This window comes from Streptomyces sp. NBC_01233 (assembly GCF_035989305.1).
Taxonomy (GTDB): domain Bacteria; phylum Actinomycetota; class Actinomycetes; order Streptomycetales; family Streptomycetaceae; genus Streptomyces.
Genome location: NZ_CP108514.1, coordinates 6693236 through 6716712, shown reverse-complemented (window position 1 = coordinate 6716712; position 23477 = coordinate 6693236). Strand labels below are relative to the sequence as shown.

The window sequence follows — 23477 nt, the reverse complement described above, 5'->3', positions numbered from 1 at the left end:
GAACGGGGCCGGGGCGGCACCTCGGGGGTGCTCAGACTCCGATGGCGACGGTGGGCTCGCCGCTCATCACGCCGTCCTTCTCCATCTGTTCGGCGATCTTCATCGCCTCTTCGATGAGGGTCTCCACGATCTTGGACTCGGGGACGGTCTTGATGACCTCGCCCTTGACGAAGATCTGGCCCTTGCCGTTGCCGGAGGCGACACCGAGGTCGGCCTCGCGGGCCTCGCCGGGGCCGTTGACGACGCAGCCCATGACCGCGACGCGCAGCGGGACCTCCATGCCCTCCAGGCCCGCGGTGACCTCTTCGGCGAGCTTGTAGACGTCGACCTGGGCGCGTCCGCAGGACGGGCAGGAGACGATCTCCAGGCGGCGCGGCTTGAGGTTGAGGGACTCCAGGATCTGGATGCCGACCTTGATCTCCTCGACCGGCGGGGCGGAGAGGGAGACGCGGATGGTGTCGCCGATGCCCTCGGAGAGCAGCGCGCCGAAGGCGACGGCGGACTTGATGGTGCCCTGGAAGGCGGGACCGGCCTCGGTGACGCCCAGGTGCAGCGGGTAGTCGCAGGCCGCGGCCAGCTGCCGGTAGGCGTTGACCATGACGACCGGGTCGTTGTGCTTGACCGAGATCTTGATGTCGCTGAAGCCGTGCTCCTCGAAGAGGGACGCCTCCCACAGGGCGGACTCGACCAGGGCCTCGGGGGTGGCCTTGCCGTACTTCTTCAGCAGCCGGGCGTCGAGCGAGCCCGCGTTGACGCCGATCCGGATCGGGGTGCCCGCGTCCTTCGCGGCCCGCGCGATCTCCTTGACCTTGTCGTCGAACTGCTTGATGTTGCCCGGGTTCACGCGGACGGCGGCGCAGCCGGCGTCGATCGCGGCGAACACGTACTTGGGCTGGAAGTGGATGTCGGCGATCACCGGGATCTGCGACTTCTTCGCGATCACCGCGAGCGCGTCCGCGTCGTCCTGGGTCGGGCAGGCCACCCGGACGATGTTGCAGCCGGAAGCGGTCAGCTCGGCGATCTGCTGGAGCGTCGCGCCGATGTCGGAGGTACGGGTGGTGGTCATCGACTGCACCGACACGGGCGCGTCGCCACCGACGGCCACGGAACCGACCTGGATCTTGCGGCTGACCCTGCGGTCGGCAAGCTTCGTCGGCACGGCCGGCATTCCGAGAGAGATGGCAGTCATCTGCTGTGCAACCCCAAGGTGTGGATCAAGGTCCCGAATTCGGCGGGCTCCAGCCTTCGAGATTACGCCAACCACGGCGCGCCCCGTGCATCCGAGGGGGTGCGCCACCCGAACGCAGGGAGCCGGGCACGATCTGTGCCCGGCTCCCGTTGATCAGGGGTAAGGCTCCGCGGGGGCTAGGTGATCTTGATGGGGTTCACCACGTCCGCGACCATCACCAGCAGGGTGAAGCAGATGAACAGACCCGCGACCACGTACGCGACGGGCATCAGCTTCGCCACGTCGAAGGGGCCGGGGTCGGGACGCCGGAAGACCCGCGCCACGCCCCGCCGGACCGACTCCCACAGGGCGCCGGCGATGTGTCCGCCGTCGAGCGGGAGCAGCGGCAGCATGTTGAAGAGGAACAGCGAGAGGTTGAAGCCGGCCAGCAGGTTGAGGAAGAACACCAGCTGGTGCTGGGCGGGGATGTCGAGGGTGAAGATCTCACCGCTGACCCGCGCAGCGCCCACGACGCCCATCGGGCTGTCCTGCTTGCGCTCGGCCCCGTTGAAGGCCGCGTTCCACAGGTCCGGGACCTTGGACGGCAGCTGGACCAGCGACTGCACGCCGGCCTCCATCATCTCGCCCATGCGGTCGACGGACTGGCCGAAGGACTGCGGGACGTAGCCGGAGGCGGGGGCGAAGCCGAGGAAGCCCGCGGTGACGTACTGGTCCTTGACGTACCGGCCGTTGCCGTCGGTCTTGGCGACCTTGTTCTCGATCAGGTTCGCCGTGAGGTCGGCGCGCTCCCCGGCCCGCTCCACCGTGATCGTGGCGGGGCCGACGGTGGCGCGGATGTCCTTCTGCAGGGCGGACCAGTCGCGGACCGGGCGGCCGTTGAAGGCGACGATCTTGTCGCCCGCCTTCAGGCCCGCCGCCTTGGCGGGGGCGGCCGGGTCCCCCGGGGCGCACTTGTCGCGCTTCTCGCTCTGCTGGATGACGCAGTCGGAGACGGTGGCGACCGAGGTGGTCTGGGTGTTCAGCCCGAAGGCCATCAGCGTGGTGAGGAAGATCGCCACGGCCAGGACCAGGTTCATGAAGGGGCCGGCGAACATCACGATCACGCGCTTCCACGGCTTGCGCGTGTAGAAGAGCCGGCTCTCGTCCCCGGGCTGGAGCTCCTCGTACGCGGCGGAGCGCGCGTCCTCGATCATCGACCGGAACGGCGAGGTGGAGCGGGCGGTGACCTTGCCGTCCTCACCGGGCGGGAACATCCCGATCATGCGGATGTAGCCGCCCATGGGGATGGCCTTGATCCCGTACTCGGTCTCGCCCTTCCTCCGCGACCAGATGGTCGGGCCGAAGCCCACCATGTACTGCGGCACGCGAATGCCGAAGAGCTTGGCCGTGGACAGGTGCCCCAGCTCGTGCCAGGCGATGGAGACCAGCAGGCCGACCGCGAAGACCACGACCCCGAGCACCGTCATCAGTAGCGTCATGCGCGCGCCTCCACGGCGGCCCGAGCCGCCATCTCCCGCGCCCGGGCCCTCGCCCAGGCCTCCGCTTCAAGGACGTCCTGGACGGTCAGGGAAGTTCCCGACTCCGGTGTCCCGTGCTCATCGACCACGGCAGAGACGGTATCCATGATTGCTGTGAACGGCAGCCGACCGGACAGGAACGCCTCCACGCACTCCTCGTTGGCCGCGTTGAACACGGCCGGGGCGGTGCCGCCGAGGGTGCCCACGTGCCGGGCCAGGCCCACGGCGGGGAAGGCCTCGGTGTCCAGGGGGAAGAACTCCCAGGTGGAGGCCTTGGTCCAGTCGAAGGCGGGGGCCGCGTCAGGGATCCGCTGCGGCCAGCCGAGGCCGATCGCGATGGGGCCCCGCATGTCCGGCGGGGTGGCCTGGGCGAGCGTGGAGCCGTCCGTGAACTCCACCATCGAGTGCACGTAGGACTGCGGATGGACCACGACCTCGATGCGGTCGAAGGGGATGTCGTAGAGCAGGTGCGCCTCGATGACCTCCAGCCCCTTGTTGACCAGGGTGGCGCTGTTGACCGTGATCACCGGGCCCATGGCCCAGGTGGGGTGCGCGAGGGCGTCCTTGACGGTGACGTTCGCCAGCTCGGCACGGGTGCGGCCGCGGAAGGGCCCGCCGGAGGCGGTGACCACGAGCTTGCGGACGTCGGCCCGGGTGCCGGCGGCGAGCGCCTGGAAGAGCGCCGCGTGCTCGGAGTCCACCGGGATGATCTGGCCGGGCTTCGCGAGGGCCTTGACCAGCGGGCCGCCGACGATCAGCGACTCCTTGTTGGCCAGGGCCAGGGTGCGGCCGGCGCGCAGCGCGGCGAGGGTCGGCGCGAGGCCGATGGAACCGGTGATGCCGTTGAGGACGGTGTGGCACTCGGAGGCGGCGAGCTCGGTCGCGGCGTCCGGACCGGCCAGGATCTCGGGCAGCGGCTCGGACGGGCCGTACTGGGCGCTCAGCGCCTCTTTCAGGGCCGGTACGACGTCCTCGCGGGCGACGGCCACCTTCTGGACCCGCAGCAGCCGGGCCTGCTCGGCCAGCAGTCCGACCCGTCCGCCGGCGGCGGACAGCGCGGTGACCCGGAACCGGTCCGGGTTGCGCAGGGTGAGGTCGATGGCCTGGGTGCCGATGGACCCGGTCGACCCGAGGATGACGATGTCCCGGAGGCCGGCCGCGGGGTCGAAGAGGAGGTGCGGATCGGCGAGGGGGGCTGGGCGGTCGCTCATGCCCCCATTGTTGCCGGAAGTCAGGAGCGGCCCGACACGGAGCCCCCTTCAGTGACCCGGAGCAGCAGGTGCGGGAGGGTTCCGGCGAAGTCCGGGAGGGTGCGGGCCACGCGCCACCAGGCGTCCGGGTCCTCGCCGAGGGCCGCGGCGAACAGCCGGTCCGCCTCGGCGTGGGCGGCGAGGACGGCCTCCGGGTGGTCGTGCCGGTCGGGATGGTCCACGTCGCCGAGCCAGTGGTCCTGGTCGAGGGCCCAGCAGGCCGGCAGCTTGTGCCGGATCACGTCGATGCCGGTGAGCAGGCCGCGGTCGAGGCAGGCGCGCACCCAGCGGATGTCCTCCCCGACGCTCTCCATCGGCACGGCGAGGCTCGCCAGCGCCAGCTCGCGCTCCACGTCCCCGGAGGGCTCGACGGCCGCCGGGGCCAGGTGGCGCACCGCCCGGGTGAGTTCGGGGCCCGGGTCCCGCGCGCCGGCCGGCTCGGGCAGGGTTCCGTCGGCCACGGCGGCCACCAGCTCGGGCAGCGTGCCCGGGTGGCCGGGGGCGTGCCGGAGCAGCTCCGCCCACAGGCGCGGGTCGTCCCCCAGCGGGCGCAGGGCCCGCATCACGGCCGTCTGCATGCCGGCCTGTTCGGGCAGGGTCCAGCGCAGGGAGCGGAGGGCGGGGAGGTGGCCGAGGAGCAGGGTGTGGCGTGCGGGGGCGACGTGGGCGACGAGTTCCTCGTGCGTGACCCGGCCCATCCGCACGGCGCGGACGGCGGGCCGGTGCCAGGAGCGCTCGTCCGCCGCAGCCCCGGTGGCGAGCAGCCCGCGGACGGTGTCCAGGGGCAGGTCCTCGACGAGCAGCAGGGCCTCGACGGAGCCGACGGGCAGCGGTCGGCGGAGGTGCTCGGCGAGCAGCAGCTCCGGGTCCGGCCGGTGGCGGAGCGCCAGGACGTTCAGCGGGACCCGGGGCCCGCGCCGGCCGTGCCGGCGCAGCAGGCCGATCAGCTCGGGCGTGGTGAGCGGCTCCTCGCCGGGGTCCCGGCCGAGTTCCGCGCGGAGCACCGGCAGGAGTTCCGGCGGGGTCCGGCGGCGGGCGTACCGGGCGGGCCCGGGCAGGCCGGGCAGCGGCCGGCCCACGACGCGGGGGTTGCGGGCTATGTAGGTCCGGTCGGCTGCGCCTCCGTGGCGCAGCAGCAGCGTGACGGTCGAGGCCGCCAGCCATTCGTCCCGGCACAGGTACTTGAGGGCGGGCTCGTCGAGCCTGCCGATCAGGTCGGTGACGACGTGGTCCGGTGCGTGGCGCAGCAGGTGCGCCACGCACCAGGCCAGCCGTCGGCTGGCGCGGTCTTCCTCGGCCGTCGGCATCTCGTCCGCCTCGCGCTGTGCTCGTACGCGTACCAGTACTCGTACTCATCCTCGTACGTCTGTCCGACGTCTGGCGATGATCGCAGGTCAGCGGATGGGGCGGTGCACGTTTTTCTGAGTGGAGGGTCCGGGGGCGGCGTCCGCGATCCAGGGGCCGTCTCCGGAGGGGTCGAGGACGCCCTCCTCCAGCCAGGCGTAGGTGCCGGACAGCACCCCCGCGACGACCTTGCGGTCGAGGTCGTCGGTGTTGGCCCAGAGCCGGCCGAAGAGTTCCTCGACGCGCAGCCGGGACTGCTCGCAGAAGGCGTCGGCCAGCTGGTACGCCTCGCGGCCGTGCTCGCCCGAGGCGCGCAGGTGCTCGGCCCGGACGCAGGCCGCGCTCATGGCGAAGAGCTCGGCGCCGATGTCGACGATCCGGCCGAGGAAGCCCTGCTTGGTCTCCATGCGGCCCTGCCAGCGGGACATGGCGTAGAAGGTGGACCGGGCGAGTTTGCGGGCGCTGCGTTCCACGTAGCGCAGGTGGGTGGCGAGGTCGGGGTGGCCGCTCGGGTGGAAGGCCCGGTAGGTGCCGGGGACCTGGCCGGGGCCGGTGACCAGCTTGGGCAGCCAACGGGCGTAGAACCCGGCGGCGCGGGCGCCCGCCTTCGCCTTGTCGCCGAGTGCCTTGTCGGGGTCGATGAGGTCGCCGGCCACCGAGAGGTGGGCGTCCACGGCCTCGCGGGCGATCAGCAGGTGCATGATCTCCGTCGAGCCCTCGAAGATCCGGTTGATGCGCAGGTCGCGGAGCATCTGCTCGGCGGGAACGGCACGCTCGCCGCGGGCGGCCAGCGAATCGGCGGTCTCGAAGCCGCGCCCGCCGCGGATCTGGACCAGCTCGTCGGCCATCCGGCAGGCCATCTCGGAGCCGTAGAGCTTGGCGAGGGCGGCCTCGATGCGGATGTCGTTGCGGTCCTCGTCGGCCATCTGGGAGGCGAGGTCCACGACCGCTTCGAGGGCGAAGGTGGTGGCGGCGATGAAGGAGATCTTGGCGCCGACCGCCTCGTGCTTCGCGACGGGCCGGCCCCACTGCTCGCGCACGCCGGACCATTCGCGGGCGATCTTCAGGCACCACTTCCCTGCGCCGACGCACATGGCGGGCAGCGACAGCCGTCCGGTGTTGAGCGTGGTGAGGGCGATCTTGAGCCCGGCGCCCTCGGCGCCGATGCGCTGGGCCGCGGGGACCCGGACGCGGTGGAAGCGGGTCAGGCCGTTCTCCAGGCCGCGCAGGCCCATGAAGGCGTTGCGGTGCTCGACGGTGATGCCCGGCGAGTCGGCCTCCACGACGAAGGCGGTGATCCCGCCGCGGTGGTTCTCCGACTTCGGGACGCGGGCCATGACCACGAGGAGGTCCGCGACGACGCCGTTGGTGGTCCACAGCTTCACGCCGTCGAGGACGTACGCGTCCTCCCCGTCCGGGACCGCCGTGGTGGCCAGCCGCGCCGGGTCGGAGCCGACGTCCGGCTCGGTGAGCAGGAAGGCGCTGATGGCGGTGGTGGCGCAGCGCGGCAGGTAGGCGTCCTTCTGCTCCTGCGTGCCGAACATCTTCAGCGGCTGCGGTACGCCGATCGACTGGTGGGCGGAGAGCAGGGCGCCGATGGCCGGGCTGACCGAGCCGACGAGGGCGAGCGCCTTGTTGTAGTAGACCTGGGTGAGGCCGAGTCCCCCGTACTTGGGGTCGATCTTCATGCCGAGCGCGCCGAGCTCCTTGAGCCCGCGCACGGTCTCGTCGGGGATCCTCGCCTCGCGCTCGATGCGTGCGCCGTCGATCTCGGTCTCGCAGAAGGCCCGCAGCCGGGCCAGGAAGGCCTCGCCGCGCCGGACGTCCTCGTCGGCGGGGAGCGGGTGGGGGTGGATCAGGTCGAGCCTGAACCGTCCGAGGAAGAGTTCCTTGGCGAAACTGGGTTTGCGCCAGTCCTGTTCCCGGGCCGCTTCCGCGACCTGACGCGCCTCGCGCTCGGTCACCTTGGGCTGTGTGCCGCTGGGCTGTACGGGCTGTGTTGCGGACATGAGGGGACTCACCTCGCCGCCGGAGTCGGGGGGTTCACCGGATTACCAGCCGGTGCTACCTGTGAGTCGTACCCAATGTGGGCGGGATGGAAAAGGGGGACGGCCGGAGCCCCCGCACAGTAGGCTCCGGCCGTCGGCTTTTTGGCCGTACGAGATCAGATGTCGAGGCCGGTCAGGACCAGGACTCGCTCGTACGTGTAGTCGTCCATCGCGTAGCGGACACCCTCGCGGCCCACACCGGACTGCTTGACGCCGCCGTACGGCATCTGGTCGGCGCGGTAGGACGGCGCGTCGCCGATGACCACGCCGCCGACCTCGAGCTCGCGGTGCGCGCGGAACGCGGTCTGGATGTTCCGGGTGAAGACGCCGGTCTGCAGACCGAACTTCGAGTCGTTCACCGCGGCGAAGGCCTCGTCGGTGTTCTCGACCCGCTGCAGGGTCAGGACCGGGCCGAAGACCTCCTCGGTGGCCAGCTTGACGCCCTCGGGCACGTTCGCGACGACCGTCGGCTCGTACGAGGCACCCTCGCGCTTGCCGCCGGTGAGCAGCTTCGCGCCGGCGGACACGGCCTCATCGACCCAGGACTCGACACGCTGGGCGGCGGCCTCGGAGACGAGGGGGCCGACGTCGGTGGCGGAGTCGGAGGGGTCGCCGGTGACCTGCGCCTGGACCTTCGCGACGACCTTTTCGACGAGGCGGTCGTAGACGGAGGCGTCGGCGATCACGCGCTGCACGGAGATGCAGGACTGGCCGGCCTGGTAGTTCGAGAAGGTCGCGATGCGGGTCGCGGCCCAGTCGAGGTCGGCGTCGGAGGACCAGTCGTCCAGGACCACGGCCGCGGCGTTGCCGCCGAGCTCCAGCGTGCAGTGCTTGTGGGGCACGGACTGCTGGATGGCGTAGCCGACGGTGTCGGAGCCGGTGAAGGAGATGACGGGCAGACGCTCGTCCTTGACCAGGGCGGGCATCTTGTCGTTCGCGACCGGCAGGACCGACCAGGAACCGGCCGGGAGGTCGGTCTCGGCGAGCAGCTCACCGAGGATCAGCCCGGAGAGGGGCGTGGCCGGGGCGGGCTTGAGGATGATCGGCGCGCCGACGGCGATGGCCGGGGCCACCTTGTGGGCGCACAGGTTCAGCGGGAAGTTGAACGGCGCGATGCCGAGGACCGGGCCCTTGACGAAGCGGCGGGTCAGCGCGAGACGGCCGACGCCACCGGCGTCGGTGTCGAGGCGCTGGGCCTCTCCGCCGTTGAAGCGGCGGGCCTCTTCGGCGGCGAAGCGGAACACGGACACCGCACGGCCGACCTCACCGCGGGCCCACTTGACGGGCTTGCCGTTCTCGGCGGAGATCAGCTGGGCGATCTCCTCGGTGCGCTCGGCGAGCCGCTTGGACACGTGGTCCAGCGCGGCGGCCCGTACGTGGGCGGGCGTCGCGGAGAACTCCGCCGTCACCGCGTACGCCGCGGCCACGGCTTCTTCGACCTGCTCGTCGGTGGGCACGCTGACGGCGGCGACCAGCCTGCCGTCCCACGGGGAGTGGACGTCGAAGCTGTCCTCGCCGGTGGCCTGGCGGCCGGCGAGCCAGAAGGCGTGGGTGGAAGTCATGCGAATCCCGGCCCTTCGGATGTGTGCGGTGGGCTTGTCCCCTCCACCGTAGGACTCCGTCGGCGTTTCGGCGTTTGTCCCTGATGGAGCGGCGGGTCGCCGGCCTTCGCCGCTTTGTCACTGTCGCCGGGCCGAAACCGGGCCCCGTCGGCGCGCGGCCCGTCCGCCCCGCCGGCGTGTGAGGCGCGGGCGCTGGGGCGCAGCCCCGGTCTTCCAGCCCCGCCGCCGGGCCGATCCAGCCTCGCCGGCGCTTGAGGCGCGGGGTTCGGGGCGGAGCCCCGGGTCCTTCAGCCCCGCCGGCGCTTGAGGCGCGGGTCCGGGCGGGGCCCGGCTGGGGCAGGGCGACGGAACGGCCGGAACGGGCGGTCGGCTACGACGGGGCCGAGGTGGCCTTGAGGGCGAGCCACAGTTCCATGCGGACGTCCGGGTCCTCCAGAGAGCGTCCGAGGATCTCCTCGACCCGCTTCATCCGGTAGCGCAGGGTGTGCCGGTGCACGCCGAGGTCGGCGGCGGCCGCGTCCCACTGCCCGTGCCGCGAGAGCCACGCCTGCAGCGAGGCCACCAGGTCGCCGCGCCCGGTCGCGTCGTGCTCGCGCAGCGCCCGCAGCGTGCCGTCCGCGAAGGCCCGTACCGCGTCGTCGGCCAGCAGCGGCAGGACCGAGCCCGCCGCCATGTCCTCGTGCTCGACCATCGGCCGCCCGCGCCGGCGGGCCACGGCGAGCGCCTGGTCGGCCTGCTTGAGGGCCGCCGCCACGCCTTCCGGACCGGCCGGGGCGGACAGGCCGACCACCAGTTCGTCCGGCTCGGGCCCGGCCGCGTCCCGGCCGCGCCTCGACTCCAGCGCCTCCGCGTGGTCCACGCACGCCTGTACGACCGGGCCCGCGTCGGAGGCCAGCACCACCAGCCGCCCCGGCTCCGGGACCACCAGCAGCGCCTCCCCGGTGCGGGCGGCCGCCGACTCCACCGCGTCGGCGAGCAGCGCCAGGCCCTCGGGCTGCGCGGTGCCCGGCAGCGCCGGCTCGGCCACGATGAGCCGGAACGGCGCCTCCAGCAGGGACCCGTACAGGTCGCCGGCCACCGACCGGGCGTGCTCCGCCTCGCCCGCCAGCAGCATCCGCAGCACCGCCGCCCCCAGCCGGGACTCGGCGTCGTGCAGCGAGCGCGACCGCTCGGTGGTGAGGGTCAGCAGTGCGACCGCGGAGTGGACGGCGTACCGCTCGGCCGTGCCCAGCGGGGCCCCGGTGCCGACGGCGAGCGCGCCCCGCGCCCGTCGGCCCGTGCCCAGGGACTGGAGTTCGACGCGGTCCTCCGAGCCGCCGACCACGGCGCTGGCGGGCGCCGGCCGCTCCCGCAGCCGCTCCACGTCGGGGGTCAGCCGGGCGGCTCGCCGCGCGGCCCAGTCGGGGGCGGCCGCGACGACCGCGCCCGAGGTGTCGTACAGCGCGGCCCAGCCGTGCACGTGCGCCGCCAGCTTCGCCAGCAGGTCGGCGGGCCCGTCGGCGGAGAGCGCGGCACGTGTCAGCTCCCGCTGCGCCTCGAAACCGGCGGTCACGGCCCGGTACTGGTCGGCCGCGAGGGCCGCGGAGACGGCCTTGCTGATCGCCAGGAAGGGGGTCCGGCGCGGCACCTCCAGCAGCGGCATGTCCTCGGTGCGGGCGGCCTCGACGAGCGCCTCGGGGATCGCCTCGTAGTTCACGCCGATCGCGAACCCGATGCCGACGACCCCGGCCGCGGCGAGCCGGCGTACGTAGCGGCGCATCTCCTCCGGATCCTCCGCGTCGAGCTTCATCGCGGTGATCAGGAGCAGCTCGCCGCCCTCCATGTACGGGACGGGGTCGGCGAGCTCGCTGACGTGGGCCCAGCGCACGGGGGTGTCCAGGCGGCCCTCTCCCGCCCGGACGCCGAGCTTGAGCGCCGAGTGCTGGACGAGTGAGGCGAGGGTGAGCGGCATCGGTTACCAGGGGCCTTCGCGGGAGGGGGCGACGGAGGGGCTACGGAGGTCTACGGGCACGCCTTCGGGCGCGGGTGCGCGCCCGAAGAAGAGGAGCAGAGCAGCCGCGGGCACTTTTCGCCTTAACGTATGAACGACTCCCCTTGATTCTGCCACCCCGTACGGGTAGGGGCTTGGGTCAGGCCGTCGGACCGGACCCGCCCTCAGCCAGTCGGACCAGCAGCGGAGCCGCCCGTTCCCCGCGGACCGAGGTCAGCGACAGCACCGCGTGCCCGGGCGGCACGGTGTGCGCCAGGTCCGAGGCGGACCACCGCTCCCGCTCCACCTGCCGCACGGTCACCGCGTCGGTGGTGACCGCCTTGCCGGTGACGAGCTTGCGGAAAGCGTGCATCGCCCGGGTCAGCGGCTGGTCGGCGAAGACGGTGCGGTGGGTGACGTCGCGGGTCTCCACCCACTCGGTGCCCCAGGCCTCGGCGAAGCGCTTGCCGTCCCAGGTGGTGACTCCGGAGAAGGCCATGCGACAGCCGACCGCTCCGAGCAGCGGCGTCCGCAGCGCCTCGGGTACGTCGTCCAGCGTGCGCAGCGTGAGCAGGACGCCGGCGTGCGCCGAGCGCAGCCGCTGGACACCCCGCACCGTCTCCGTGGTCAGGGTCCGCGAGGCGTCGTCGAGAGCGAGGAAGGCGAAGAGGGAGCGGTCGGCGCGGGCGGCCACCGAGGCGTTGAACTGGGCGAGCAGCAGCCGGGCCAGGATCCGGGAGGCGTCGGCGTGCCCCCGTTCGGGCAGGTCGATGCGGACACGCAGCGGATGTTCCAGGGCGCGCAGCGAGAACGGCCGCCCCTGCCCGGTGGTGTCGAAGAATCCGGCGAAGGCGGGCCGGTCCAGCAAGGCCACCCGGTCGGCGAGGGCCGGTCCGGGGTCGCCGTGGGCCCCGTGCTGGCGGGTCCGGGCGTCGAGCTCGCGCAGCATCGCCTGCTGTCCCCCGCCGACCGGCCCGAGGTCGCGGCGCAGCGCCTCGAAGGCGGCGGGCACCTGGTCGAGCAGTTCGCGCAGCTCGGGCACGGCCGGGAAGCGGTCGTACGCCGCCCGGAACGGGCCGAGGAGCTGGGCGAGGGCGGTCGCGGCCCGGCGCACGTCGACCCCGGCGACGTCCCCGACGAAGGCCTCGGCGAGCAGGGTGGCGGCCTCGTCGGGGTCGGTGGCGCCGCCGTAGAGGTCGAGGTCGTAGACGGAGGCGGGGTCGCCGATGCGGACCACGACGTCGTAGGCGTCGTCCGGCCCGAGCTGGGCCCCGGCCGCGCCGACGGCGACGACGGCGGCCTGGCCGGCGAGCGCCTGGAGCGCGAGGGACTCGACGACGGGCCGCACCAGGCGCCGGGTCTTGCCGCTGCCGGAGGGTCCGACGGCGAGGAGCGAGGTGCCGAGCACGTCGGGGTCGAGGGCGAATCCGGTACCGCGGCGGGCGTACGGGTTGCGCACGCCGTCCTCGACGGTGCCGAGCAGCACCTGCCGGGCCAGCAGATCGTGCCGGGCGGCCCGCACGGGCAGGTCCCGCGCACCGGACGGGTGCACGCAGGCCCCGGCACCCTTGTCGCGCACGGCGTCGTCGAAGGCCCTCATCCGGGAGGGGTCGGCGCGTACGGAGTCCCAGGCCCGCCGGATGCGCGCGTAGTCCACGTCGTTCATCTTCCCGCCCCCGGCCTCCCCCTCGAGCCGATCGGCAGCCTCCCCCATCCCCACGGCCCGCAACTGGGGCCACCGTGCGGGATCGTCCGGACCGCCTGCCACGGGGCCTGCCGGTCCGGCGGAGTGCAGGGGCCTCACGGCGCGGCTGCGGAGCACCCGGCGGCCCAGTTCGGGCCAGCGGCCGAGGCGCCCGAACCCGAAGACCAGGGCTCCGATGACGATGCCGTACCAGACGTACGCGGCGACGACGGCGGCATTGGTACGTGCCCAGGAGTCGGGCGTGAACATGTAGAGCGGCCAGAGCCAGAAGCCGCCGAGGTAGTTGTTCACCAGTAGCGACCACAGCAGCAGTCCCGCCAGCAGGGAGATCAGGGCCCCGCTGATCAGCTGGCGGGTGGGTGTCTCCTCGGGCTCCTCGGCGGCCCGCGGCACATGTCCGTACGTCCACACGCCCGGCCCGTCCGAGGAGCGCGGGAAGCGCAGCCAGTCCCCCAGCGCCGGCCCGGCCGACGGCGCGTGGGACGGCTTCGGCGGGAGGCCCGGGGGCGGCGGGGCTGCTGGTCTCGGGATGTGCCCGGTGTGGCCCGGGCGCGTCTCGTGCGTGCCGTCGGTGTCCATGAAACCCCTGCCCCCTGACCGTGCCTGCGCTGCTGCGTCGCTCAATGTAGTGGTCGCCGGCGCCCGGCGGGTGTACCCAAGTCGTGTTCGCCTCAGTGGTCATGACGCACAATTGAGACCGCAGCAAGCACGAGGGGGTGGCGATGTCGCTGGTGCACGTGCATGGCATCGGGAACAGGGACAGGGAAGCTTTCGAGCAGCGTTCCGTTGTGCTGGAGGCGCTGTTCCGCCGGCACCTGCTTCCGGCGACGGGGTGCGACGCCGAGCGCAGCACGGTCCTCGGTCCGTGGTGGGGCGGGGACGTACCTCCCCTCGCCTGGAACGGGGCTTCGCTGCGGCGGGCCGGACCGGAGGTCCTGGGCGGGCCCGGTGCCGGGGGCGAAGAGGACGCCGTCCGACATGCCGTCACGGGCCTTGCCGTCGTGACGGGGACGCCCGCCGCGCCCGACCGGGTCCTGATCACCGCGGCGGCCACTTCGCTGGCCCACGCCGTCGGGCTCCTCAGTGCGGCGGTGTCGGCGGCCGAGGGCGACGACGTCGCGGCCGTCGTCGACTTCTGCGCGCGGGCCACCGGCTACTGCGACGAACTCGCGCCGGACGGACGCCTCCTCGGCCTCTCCCGGTTCTCGTGGGCGAAGGACGTCGAGGACGACGAGGCCCTCATCGATGCGTTCGTCGACGTCCTGGCTCAGTGGACACCCGGCGCCGTCGCGGACGGCGCGGGCGCCGCGGGCACCTGGGAGCGGTTCGGCCAGGTGTCGTCCACCCGCAGCGCCCTGCGCCGCCCGCTGCGGAGGATCAACAGGGCGGCGGCGACCGTCGTCGCCGGGGGCATGGCGTCCGCGGCCCGCCGGTGGGCGACCCCCACAACGTCCTCCCTCCTGGGTGACGTCATGGCGTACCTCGCCGGCCGGGGCACCCCGCAGCAGCCGGGGGCCATCGTCACCACCGTCACCGGGGCGCTCGACGAGGCCGCGAAGGCGGCGTCGGAGCTCGGTGAACCGCTCGTCGTGGTGGCGCACAGCATGGGGGGAAACATCGTCCACGACATCCTGTCGACGTTCCGCCCCGACCTGGAGGTGGACCTGCTGGTGACCGCGGGGACCCAGGTGGGGATGTTCGAGGAGCAGAAGCTGTTCCTCGCCAGCGACCCCGGCCTGCCGCACGCCGGCTGCCCCAAGGTGCCCGCCCTGGCCAACGTACGGCGGTGGATCAACACGGTGGACCCGGGCGATCCAGTGGGCTTCCTCGCCGCCCCCGTCTTCGAGGGGGCGGAGGACTTCGTCTTCAGCAGCGGCGCCTGGTGGGCCCACAGCGGCTACCTGAGGTCGTCGGCCTTCCACACCCGCCTCGCCGCCCGGGTGTCGGGGAGCCCGGTGTGACCACGCTCTGGGAACGTGACGAGCCGGGCCCCGCTCTGCACGCCCTCGTGATCGGCGTGGGCCGGTACGACTACTTCCCCGGCAGTCCGACGGGGCAGCACTGCAGGCGGGACGCCTTCTCCAGGGAGCTGGGACAGCTCACCTCGCCTCCGGAATCGGCGCGGCGTGCCTGCCGGGAGCTCCTGGATCTGAAGGGCCGGTCGGACCTGCCCCTGGGCAGCCTCGAACTGCTCCTGTCCGCGGGCGATGACGGCCGGGACGACGAGGAGTTCGGCGCCGTCGACCCCGCCAGGCTGGCGGACGTGAAAACGGCCTTCAAGCGCTGGGACGAGAGGTGCGACAGCGACCCCGGCAACGTCGCACTGTTCTTCTTCATCGGCCATGGCCTGCAACAGGGGCGGGGCGACCAGATCCTGCTGCTGCAGGACACCGGTGCGGACCCCGAGGACTACTTCGCCACCGCTTTCAACTTCGACCGGATGCGCATGGGGCTGGAAGCCAACCGGGCCCAGATCCAGTGCTTCTTCGTCGACGCGTGCCGTTCCGCCTCCGACGCCGTCGATGACCTGGACAGGATCGAGGCGCCTCCCCTGAAACAGCCCGGCAAGAGGCCCGTCCGACGTGACACCGTGATCGTGCGCTCCACCGGCGCCGGCCAGAGCGCCTACGGGGCGCAGTACGACAGCACGCTCTTCACCAAAGCCGTCCTGCGCGCCCTGCGGTCGCCCGACAGCCGTGGCACGCAGGACTGGGCGGTCACCACGCGCACCATCGGCACCGCGGTCCAGTACTTGATGGAGTGGCCCGGCCTGGCCGTCGAGGGCCGGCCGGACCAGGCCTGCGAGGTCTCCGGGACCATGCTCGGCGGCGAGCTGTTCCGCTTCGACGGGCTGCCGCAGGTGCCCTTCCACTTCGACACCGATTCCGCGGACTCGCTCGCCGCAGCCGAGTGGTCGTTCCACGACGGCAGCGGCCGGCTGGTCGCCGACCGCACGGCCAAGGCCGAGCCGTGGCAGGACAACGGACCGCCAGGCCTTGGCGAGGTCGGCGTGACCTTCGCCAACGGCCGGTTCGAATCCACTCGGCGGGAGTCCTGGCTCCAGCCGCCCTGCCACGCTCACAGCGTGGAGGTACGGAACCTGTGAGCGTGCGCGTATCCGTTCCGCTCCGCGCGGCAGCGATACCGAAGGCCGGGCCCGGCACCGTGATCGGCGTGGCCGACGTGGTCGACCGCGGGGCGAACCTGCTGGCGCGGGTCGCGCTGCGTGCGGGCCGCCCGGCCGACGTCGTACTCCCCCGGGGCGAACGCTGCCTGGTGAGGGCCTGGTCTCCGTATCTGCGCATGCAGCCCGCGGTGGTCACTCCGGGCGACTCCGGCGAGGTCCTCCTCGATGTGCGCAAGAGCCCCGCGGGGCGACCAGAGGCAGGGCGTTTGCCCGTCGGCCGACCCCGCAGCTCCTCCGGCTGGGTGCAGGTGTGGAGCCGGACGGCGGATGGCGGTGACTGGAGTCTTCTCGATCCGCACGACGCGGTGCGGGTCGACGACGCCGCGGCCGGCCGCCTGGTGCTCTCGGTGGCCGAGCACGTGGCTGCGGGGCCGCTCGCGATCCACGTCGGGGGTGGTCGTCGCAGCCCGGTCTCCACACTCGCCCTCCGCGGGATGTCGATGACCCTTGCGCCCGCGGGCCACGCGTACGGCGCACCTCAGGTCGAGGTCCGGCCGACCGCCGATTCGGGCTTCACCTTGCTGGAGGCCCTGCGGCTCGGCCGTATGGCGTACGCCGAAACGGTGGCCGCGGCATGGCCCGGCGCACCGCGGGAGGAGGCGTCGGCGCTGTTCGACCTCGCGGTGGGATATCTGCGCTGCCGCCAGGAGGACGTCGAGGGGGTCGTCAGCTGGCAGGACCAGGTGTCGACCGCCGCCGGGACGAGCGCGGACCGGCTGGCCATCGGGGCCTGGCTGGCCCGGCGGACCGAGTCCCGCGGCACCTATCGGGACGCCCTCGCCCAACTCGGGGCGGAGCGGCGGCCGCCGGTCGCCTCCGCGGGCATCGACCTGCTGGGCTCCCTGCTGAGCCGGCTGCCGGCGGGCCGCGGCGGCGCCCGGCGCACTGCGCTGGAGGCCTTCTCCCCCTACATCGCCACGGCACGGGCGGGAGCCCTCACCGCCTACACGGCGGAGGATCCCTCCAGGCCCGCTCGTGCGCCAAGTCGCAACCGGCGCCCTGACACGGAGGTGATCGAGTTCCGTATGAGCAGGGGAGAGATCAGCCTCCTGCGCGGCGGCCGGGCTGGGCTCGGGATGGCCGCTCTGGAGCCGGATCTCCTCCTTCCGATCCCCCGTGGGGGCGTGCTCACGGACCCGGTTCTCATCGTGACCCTGGAGGACGCGGACGCCCGCTGGAGCCTCGCCCGGTGGCTGGTGGAGGCCGGGATCGTCGCCCAGGTGACCGTACGCAACCCCCACGCGTTCGAAATTCCGCTCGCGGGGCTCCGCGAGGGCCTTCTCGCAGAAGCCCTTCGGCAGTGGAGCCGCGACACCCCCGGCGGGCACCGGCTGCGCCTCACGACCGACAGTCGCGATCGGGAGCCGCTGGCCTTGGTCCGCGGCCTGGAGAGCGTTGTGGAGGCAAGCGCCCAGGGGGATGAATGACGGACCTCCTATGGCCGTCGCGGACAAGGACACGCCGAGATCACTACCGAACGGAGCATGCAGTACCCCCGCCCCCGGGCCTAGCCTGCGGACAAAGACACAAGTGCGTCCGAAAACACCCCCAGGAGCCCCCTATGACCGCTGTCCCGCAGGAGCGCAAGATCGTCACCGCGATCCCCGGCCCCAAGTCGCAGGAGCTGCAGGCACGCCGCCTCCAGACGGTGGCCGGTGGCGTGGGCTCCGTCCTGCCCGTCTTCACGGCCCGTGCGGGCGGCGGCATCATCGAGGACGTCGACGGCAACCGCCTGATCGACTTCGGCTCCGGCATCGCCGTGACCTCGGTCGGCGCCTCCGCCGAGGCCGTCGTGCGCCGCGCCTCCGCGCAGCTCGCCGACTTCACCCACACCTGTTTCATGGTCACCCCGTACGAGGGCTACGTCGAGGTCTGCGAGGCGCTCGCCGAGCTGACCCCCGGTGACCACGCGAAGAAGTCGGCCCTGTTCAACTCCGGCGCCGAGGCCGTCGAGAACGCCGTCAAGATCGCCCGCTCGTACACCAAGCGCCAGGCCGTCGTCGTCTTCGACCACGGCTACCACGGCCGCACCAACCTGACGATGGCGCTGACGGCGAAGAACATGCCGTACAAGCAGGGCTTCGGTCCGTTCGCCCCCGAGGTCTACCGCGTCCCGGTCGCCTACGGCTACCGCTGGCCCACCGGCGCCGAGAACTGCGGCCCCGAGGCCGCCGCCCAGGCGATCGACCAGATCACCAAGCAGATCGGCGCCGAGAACGTCGCCGCGATCATCATCGAGCCGGTGCTCGGCGAGGGCGGCTTCATCGAGCCGGCCAAGGGCTTCCTGCCCGCGATCGTGAAGTTCGCCAACGAGAACGGCATCGTCTTCGTCGCCGACGAGATCCAGTCCGGCTTCTGCCGCACCGGCCAGTGGTTCGCGTGCGAGGACGAGGGCATCGTCCCGGACCTGATCACCACCGCCAAGGGCATCGCGGGCGGTCTGCCGCTCGCCGCCGTGACCGGCCGCGCCGAGATCATGGACTCCGCCCACGCGGGCGGCCTGGGCGGCACCTACGGCGGCAACCCGGTGGCGTGCGCCGGTGCGCTCGGCTCCATCGAGACCATGAAGGAGCTCGACCTCAACGCCAAGGCGAAGAAGATCGAGTCCCTCATGAAGGCCCGCCTGACGGCCATGCAGGAGAAGTACGAGATCATCGGCGACATCCGCGGCCGCGGCGCCATGATCGCGATCGAGCTGGTCAAGGACCCGGTGTCCAAGACCCCGTTCCCGGAGGCGGCCGGCGCGCTCGCCAAGGCCTGCCACGCGGAGGGCCTGCTCGTCCTCACCTGCGGCACCTACGGCAACGTGCTCCGCTTCCTCCCGCCGCTCGTCATCGGCGAGGACCTGCTGAACGAGGGCATGGACCTCATCGAGGCCGCGTTCGCCGCCATCGGCACGGACGTCTGAGCGGACGCCTAGAACGTCCGATCGCAGCACCCCCTCCATACCGGCGGTAACGGGCGGGCGCTGTGAAGAAGCTGTGGGGGGCCGATGGCGGGAGCGCGATCCTGCTGTCGGTCCCCCTTCTGCTGCCGTACGGTTTCTGCAGATGAGTGAGACACCCCGCTCACGGGAAACCGAGGGCGACACCAGTACCGGGCTTCCCCAGCGCCGTATTGGACATGCGTTCGCGCACACTCCTCACCGATCGGACAGCCGTTCGCCCCAAACCCCCCGGGGCGTGCGGCAACCCGATCCGGGCGGCCGTCCCGGAACCATCCCCCCTGTTCCGGGACGGCCGGCCACTCCTCTCCTGATCGCCGTCGTCTGCGGCCTGGTCTTCTCCCTGATCACCTGGCAGGTGCTGGTCTCCGGCCCGCTGCTGGCGCCGGATCACGCGCTGAGCCGCGCCCTGGTGCGCACGGTCCCGGACTCCGTCACCGAACGTCTGTCGGACCTCGGGAACATCCCGGTCGCCGTGCCCGTCCTCGCGCTCGCCATGGCCTGCGCCGCGTGGCGCGGCCGGCGTCTCGCCGCCGGGGCCGCGGGGCTGGCCATGGCCCTGGTACCGGCCCTGGTCATCCCGTTCAAGGAGTGGACCGCCCGGCCCGGCCCCCTGGAACCGTGGGCCGCCGGCTACTTCCCCTCGGGCCACACGGCCACCGCGGCCGTCGCGTACCTCGGCGCGGCCCTGCTCGTGCGCCCGTACACCCGCCGCCCCTGGCCGACGGCCGCCGCCCTCGTGCTCACGGGGGCGACGGCCGTCGGGCTGGTCCTGCGGGGGTGGCACTGGCCCCTGGACGTCCTGGCCAGCCTGCTGATGTGCACGCCCCTGCTGTTCGGGGTGGGCTGGGTCAGCCGCCGAAGTATCCGTCGAAGTTCCGGCTGAACTCCCAGCCGCCGAAGCGGTCCCAGTTGATCGACCAGGTCATCAGGCCGCGCAGGCCGGGCCAGGTGCCGTGGGTCTGGTAGCTCCCGCAGTCGGTCTTCTTCGTCAGGCAGTTCAGGGCCTTGTTCACCTCCGCGGGCGAGGTGTGGCCGTTGCCCGCGTTGGTGGTGGCCGGGAGGCCGATCGCGACCTGTTCCGGGCGCAGGGCCGGGAAGACGCGGGCGGTGTTGCCAGCGACCGGGAAGCCGGTGAGCAGCATGTCGGTCATGGCGATGTGGAAGTCCGCGCCGCCCATGGAGTGGTACTGGTTGTCGAGGCCCATGATCGAGCCCGAGTTGTAGTCCTGGACGTGGAGCAGGGTGAGGTCGTCGCGCAGGGCGTGGATGACCGGGAGGTACGCGCCGGCGCGCGGGTCCTGGCCGCCCCAGGGGCCGGAGCCGTAGTACTGGTAGCCCAGCTGGACGAAGAAGGTCTCCGGGGCCATGGTCAGGACGAAGTCCGGGCCGTACTTGGCCTTCAGGGTCCTGACGGCCGAGATCAGGTTCACGATCACCGGCGTGGTGGGGGCCCGGAAGTCGGTGTCCCCGGTGGCGAGGGAGAGGGAGTGGCCCTCGAAGTCGATGTCCAGGCCGTTGAGGCCGTACTCGTCGATGATCTTGCTGACGGAGGAGACGAAGGTGTCCCGGGCGGCGGTGGTCGCCAGCTGCACCTGGCCGTTCTGGCCGCCGATGGAGATGAGGACCTTCTTGCCGGCGGCCTGCTTGGCCCTGATCGCGGACTTGAACTCCGCCTCCGACTCCACGTTCGGGCATTCGGCGACCGGGCAGAGCCGGAAGCGGATGTCGCCGGAGGTCACCGAAGTCGGTTCGCCGAAGGCGAGGTTGACGACGTCCCAGGAGGCGGGCACGTCGGCCATCCGGACGTAGCCGGAGCCGTTGGCGAAGCTCGCGTGCAGGTAGCCGACCAGCGCGTGCGCGGGCAGGCCTCCCCCGCCGCCACCGCCGGCGGTCGTGGTCGCGGAGGCGGGGGCGCTCTGCGGGGACTCGCCCGCCGCGTTCACCGCGCTGACCCGGAAGGTGTACGTGGTGGACGCGGCGAGGCCCGTCACGGCCGCGGATGCGGAGGTGACGGAGAACGCCGCGGCGCCGTCCCGGTGGACGGTGTACGAGGTGGCTCCGGACACCGCCGACCAGTTCAGGGAGACCGAGCTCGACGAGGTGGCGGAGGCCGTCAGGCCGGTGGGGGCGGCCGGGGTCTGGGGCTGGCCGGGGCCGCCGGGGTCGGGACCGACCAGGGTGAGGTCGTCGGTGAGGTGGGCGGGCTGGCCGTACCAGCCGTGGGTGTAGACCGTCACCGAGGTCGTCGACGGGCCGGTGCGGAAGGTGGTCGTGAGCTGCTTCCACGTGCCGGGGGTCTGCGTCCAGGCCGACTCGTCGGTGGTGCCGGTGCCGCTCGCGCCGAGGTAGACGTACGCGCCCTGCACCCAGGCGGCCAGCGTGTACGTGGAGTCGGGCTTGACGGTGACGCTCTGGGAGCAGCGGGCGTTGTCCTGACCGGCCGGGGTGGCCTTGAGCGCGGAACTTCCGCTGTGTACGGGTGTGGTGACGACGGCTCCGCTGCCCGCCGAGCAGCTCCAGCCGTCGAGACCGGCCTCGAAGCCGCCGTTGCGCACGAGGTCGGCGTCGGCCGCGGCGGCGGGCGGTCCGGCGACGAGGAATCCGGCCGCCGCCAGGGCGAAGGCCGTAAGGATGGACCAGGTTCTGCGCACAACTGCCTCCGGGGCATGGGGGGATGGAGGGGGTCAGCGGCGCCCAAGATGGTCCAGACCAATGCCCTTGTCAAGATGTCCGGCCCTCCCCTGCGAGCGCGCTCGCGGCTGCCTCGTGCATCGCGAGCTCCAGCAAGACCGGGTCGGTGAGGGTCCCCTCCCCGTCCGGGAGCACCGCCCAGCGCACCCCGCCGGTGGCCCGGCCGGGATACGGGACGACGATCCAGGTCCCGCGCCCGGCACCCCGTACACCCGTGCCGAGCCAGCGGGACGCGGTGCCGGCGGGCACGAAGAAGCCCAGCCGGGAGTCGCCGAAGTCGGCGAGCACCGGGCCGGGCCGGTCGGTGATGAGCCGCAGTACGTCGAGGGTGGCCTGCCCCAGGTCCCCGGGCAGGGTGAGCACGTCCCACAGCCGGCCGGCGGGCAGCAGGACGACCCCGAGGGGGCTGCGCTCCCACTCCCACCGGCAGGCATCGGGGTCCGGCGCCACCGATACCAGCCATTCCACTGCCGTCTTGGCCCCCGGGAACGTCATCGCCCGGCCTCCGTTCGTCTCGTGCGCGGTGAAGGGTTCTCACCGGGAGAGAGCGGGGCCGGGCGCGACTATGACGCGGGTTGCGTTACTCCATGGCAGCGAATCGGGTCACACGGTGACCGGCGGTTCGCGCCGGGGCGCGTGCGTCAGCTGTCGAAGCCGAGGCCGAACCGGTCGAGCGTGCGGAGCCACAGGTTGCGGTGCCCGCCGCGGCGGTCGGCGCGGGCCAGCGACCACTTCGTGAGGGTGATCCCGGTCCAGGCGAAGGGCTCGGGCGGGAACGGCATCGGCTTGGACTTCACCATCTCCAGCCGGGTGCGCTCGGTGTCGAGGCCGTCGAGCAGGTCCAGCATCACGTCGGCGCCGAACCGGGTGGCACCCACCCCGAGCCCGGTGTAGCCGGCCGCGTAGGCCACCTTCCCGGAGTGCGCCGTGCCGAAGAAGGCGGAGAAGCGCGAGCAGGTGTCGATGGCGCCGCCCCAGGCGTGGCTGAACTTCAACCCCTCCAACTGCGGGAAGGCGGTGAAGAAGTGCTCCGCGAGCTTGAGGTACGTCTCGGGGCGGTGGTCGTACTCGGAGTCGAGCTTCCCCCGGTAGGGGTAGATCGCGTCGTATCCGCCCCACAGGATCCGGTGGTCCTTGGTGATCCGGAAGTAGTGGAACTGGTTGGCGCTGTCGCCGAGCCCCTGCCGGTTCTTCCAGCCGATCGCGGCGAGCTGGGCCTCGTCCAGCGGCTCGCTCATCAGCGCGTAGTCGTAGACCGGAACCGTGAAGGGTCGGATCCGCCTGACCAGCGAGGGGAAGATGTTGGTGCCCAGGGCGACCCGGCGGGCGAGGATCGTGCCGTAGGGGGTCTGGACGGCCATTCCGGTGCCGACCGCGGACATCTTCAGGCCGCGGGTGTTCTCGTAGATCCGCACCCCGAGGCCGAGGCACGCCTGCTTGAGGCCCCAGGCCAGCTTCGCCGGATTGAGCATGGCGACGCCGTCGCGGTCCCAGAGGCCCGCGAGGAAGGTCGGCGAGTCGACCTCGGCACGCAGTGCGTCGGCGTCCAGCCATTCGGAGCCGCCGGCCAGGCCGAGGCGCTGCGCCTCCTCGTGGAGTTCGCGCAGCTCCTCCACCTGGTGGGGCTCGGTGGCGACGTCGATCTCGCCGCTCCGCTCGAAGTCGCAGTCGATGCCGTAGCGGGCGACGGCCTCCTCGATGGCGTCGAGGTTGCGGGCGCCGAGTTCCTCCAGCCGGGCGAGCTCGTCCGGCCAGCGGGCCAGCCCGTTGGCGAGCCCGTGGGTGAGGGAGGCGGCGCAGAAACCGCCGTTGCGCCCGGAGGCGGCCCAGCCCGCCTCCTTGCTCTCGATGAGTACGACGTCCCGCCCGGGGTCGCGCTCCTTGGCGAGCAGCGCGGTCCACAGCCCGCTGTAGCCGCCGCCGACGACCAGCAGGTCGCAGCGCTCGTCCGAGGTCAGCGCCGGCTGCGGCGCCGGCTTGCCGGGGTCGTCCAGCCAGTACGAGACCGGCTTCGCTTCGGAAAGGGATTTCGCAACACTACGCATGGCGACTGGGGCCATGGCTTCCA

Annotated in this window: 16 protein-coding genes; 5 read left to right on the top strand and 11 right to left on the bottom strand. The window is 72.5% G+C overall.

The features are described 5' to 3' along the window. Positions 1–31: 31 nt before the first annotated feature. From ispG to OG332_RS32045, 8 genes are all read right to left on the bottom strand, one after another. Positions 32–1189: a flavodoxin-dependent (E)-4-hydroxy-3-methylbut-2-enyl-diphosphate synthase gene (gene ispG / locus OG332_RS32080; protein WP_327416719.1), complete on the bottom strand. Its 1158-nt coding sequence runs from the start codon at positions 1187–1189 to the stop codon at positions 32–34. 176 nt (positions 1190–1365) lie between these two features. Then, entirely contained in the window at positions 1366–2667 is a 1302-nt protein-coding gene (locus tag OG332_RS32075; protein WP_327416718.1) for a M50 family metallopeptidase, read from the bottom strand. After that, positions 2664–3917: a 1-deoxy-D-xylulose-5-phosphate reductoisomerase gene (gene dxr, locus OG332_RS32070; protein ID WP_327416717.1), complete on the bottom strand. Its 1254-nt coding sequence runs from the start codon at positions 3915–3917 to the stop codon at positions 2664–2666. Before dxr ends, OG332_RS32075 begins: the two co-directional genes overlap by 4 nt. Before the next feature lie 20 nt (positions 3918–3937). Next, entirely contained in the window at positions 3938–5263 is a 1326-nt protein-coding gene (locus tag OG332_RS32065; protein ID WP_327416716.1) for a hypothetical protein, read from the bottom strand. Between the two features lie 87 nt (positions 5264–5350). Beyond that, the gene (locus OG332_RS32060) at positions 5351–7309 is read right to left on the bottom strand and encodes an acyl-CoA dehydrogenase family protein (protein WP_327416715.1); all 1959 of its coding nucleotides are present in this window, start codon (positions 7307–7309) and stop codon (positions 5351–5353) included. A 155-nt stretch (positions 7310–7464) separates the two neighbouring features. After that, the gene (locus OG332_RS32055; RefSeq protein ID WP_327416714.1) at positions 7465–8910 is read right to left on the bottom strand and encodes an aldehyde dehydrogenase family protein; all 1446 of its coding nucleotides are present in this window, start codon (positions 8908–8910) and stop codon (positions 7465–7467) included. Positions 8911–9280: 370 nt separating this feature from the next. Next, on the bottom strand, positions 9281–10861 hold the full coding sequence (locus OG332_RS32050; RefSeq protein WP_327416713.1) for a PucR family transcriptional regulator: 1581 nt from the start codon (positions 10859–10861) through the stop codon (positions 9281–9283). A gap of 178 nt (positions 10862–11039) precedes the next feature. Continuing rightward, positions 11040–13163 (bottom strand): ATP-binding protein, encoded by a 2124-nt coding sequence (locus tag OG332_RS32045; RefSeq protein ID WP_327416712.1) that lies wholly within the window; start codon positions 13161–13163, stop codon positions 11040–11042. 143 nt (positions 13164–13306) lie between these two features. On the opposite strand from OG332_RS32045, the gene OG332_RS32040 reads away from it, so the two are divergent. The 5 genes from OG332_RS32040 (at position 13307) to OG332_RS32020 (ending at position 19601) form a co-directional block, all read left to right on the top strand. Next, positions 13307–14545: a hypothetical protein gene (locus tag OG332_RS32040; RefSeq protein WP_327416711.1), complete on the top strand. Its 1239-nt coding sequence runs from the start codon at positions 13307–13309 to the stop codon at positions 14543–14545. Continuing rightward, positions 14542–15690, top strand: a complete 1149-nt coding sequence (locus OG332_RS32035; RefSeq protein WP_327416710.1) for a caspase family protein — start codon at positions 14542–14544, stop codon at positions 15688–15690. Before OG332_RS32040 ends, OG332_RS32035 begins: the two co-directional genes overlap by 4 nt. Positions 15691–15692: 2 nt before the next feature. Further along, positions 15693–17198, top strand: coding sequence for a hypothetical protein (locus tag OG332_RS32030; RefSeq protein ID WP_327416709.1), 1506 nt, complete (start codon positions 15693–15695; stop codon positions 17196–17198). 134 nt (positions 17199–17332) lie between these two features. Next, entirely contained in the window at positions 17333–18679 is a 1347-nt protein-coding gene (gene gabT, locus OG332_RS32025; protein WP_327416708.1) for a 4-aminobutyrate--2-oxoglutarate transaminase, read from the top strand. Positions 18680–18821: 142 nt separating this feature from the next. Further along, a complete protein-coding gene (locus tag OG332_RS32020; RefSeq protein ID WP_442816242.1) occupies positions 18822–19601 on the top strand; it encodes a phosphatase PAP2 family protein in 780 nt (259 codons plus the stop codon). On the opposite strand, the gene OG332_RS32015 is transcribed toward OG332_RS32020, so the two are convergent. From OG332_RS32015 to OG332_RS32005, 3 genes are all read right to left on the bottom strand, one after another. Further along, on the bottom strand, positions 19567–21369 hold the full coding sequence (locus tag OG332_RS32015) for a chitinase (protein ID WP_327416706.1): 1803 nt from the start codon (positions 21367–21369) through the stop codon (positions 19567–19569). The genes OG332_RS32020 and OG332_RS32015 overlap by 35 nt on opposite strands. A 70-nt stretch (positions 21370–21439) precedes the next feature. After that, positions 21440–21904, bottom strand: coding sequence for a hypothetical protein (locus OG332_RS32010; RefSeq protein ID WP_327416705.1), 465 nt, complete (start codon positions 21902–21904; stop codon positions 21440–21442). A gap of 146 nt (positions 21905–22050) precedes the next feature. Beyond that, on the bottom strand, positions 22051–23469 hold the full coding sequence (locus tag OG332_RS32005; RefSeq protein ID WP_327416704.1) for an NAD(P)/FAD-dependent oxidoreductase: 1419 nt from the start codon (positions 23467–23469) through the stop codon (positions 22051–22053). Between the last annotated feature and the right edge of the window lie 8 nt (positions 23470–23477).

What these genes read in the sequence shown, in the direction of transcription:
- ispG (WP_327416719.1), bottom strand. Translation starts at nt 1,189, where the DNA reads ATGACTGCCATCTCTCTCGGAATGCCGGCCGTGCCGACGAAGCTTGCC.
- OG332_RS32075 (WP_327416718.1), bottom strand. Translation starts at nt 2,667, where the DNA reads ATGACGCTACTGATGACGGTGCTCGGGGTCGTGGTCTTCGCGGTCGGC.
- dxr (WP_327416717.1), bottom strand. Translation starts at nt 3,917, where the DNA reads ATGAGCGACCGCCCAGCCCCCCTCGCCGATCCGCACCTCCTCTTCGAC.
- OG332_RS32065 (WP_327416716.1), bottom strand. Translation starts at nt 5,263, where the DNA reads ATGCCGACGGCCGAGGAAGACCGCGCCAGCCGACGGCTGGCCTGGTGC.
- OG332_RS32060 (WP_327416715.1), bottom strand. Translation starts at nt 7,309, where the DNA reads ATGTCCGCAACACAGCCCGTACAGCCCAGCGGCACACAGCCCAAGGTG.
- OG332_RS32055 (WP_327416714.1), bottom strand. Translation starts at nt 8,910, where the DNA reads ATGACTTCCACCCACGCCTTCTGGCTCGCCGGCCGCCAGGCCACCGGC.
- OG332_RS32050 (WP_327416713.1), bottom strand. Translation starts at nt 10,861, where the DNA reads ATGCCGCTCACCCTCGCCTCACTCGTCCAGCACTCGGCGCTCAAGCTC.
- OG332_RS32045 (WP_327416712.1), bottom strand. Translation starts at nt 13,163, where the DNA reads ATGGACACCGACGGCACGCACGAGACGCGCCCGGGCCACACCGGGCAC.
- OG332_RS32040 (WP_327416711.1), top strand. Translation starts at nt 13,307, where the DNA reads ATGTCGCTGGTGCACGTGCATGGCATCGGGAACAGGGACAGGGAAGCT.
- gabT (WP_327416708.1), top strand. Translation starts at nt 17,333, where the DNA reads ATGACCGCTGTCCCGCAGGAGCGCAAGATCGTCACCGCGATCCCCGGC.
- OG332_RS32020 (WP_442816242.1), top strand. Translation starts at nt 18,822, where the DNA reads ATGAGTGAGACACCCCGCTCACGGGAAACCGAGGGCGACACCAGTACC.
- OG332_RS32010 (WP_327416705.1), bottom strand. Translation starts at nt 21,904, where the DNA reads ATGACGTTCCCGGGGGCCAAGACGGCAGTGGAATGGCTGGTATCGGTG.
- OG332_RS32005 (WP_327416704.1), bottom strand. Translation starts at nt 23,469, where the DNA reads ATGGCCCCAGTCGCCATGCGTAGTGTTGCGAAATCCCTTTCCGAAGCG.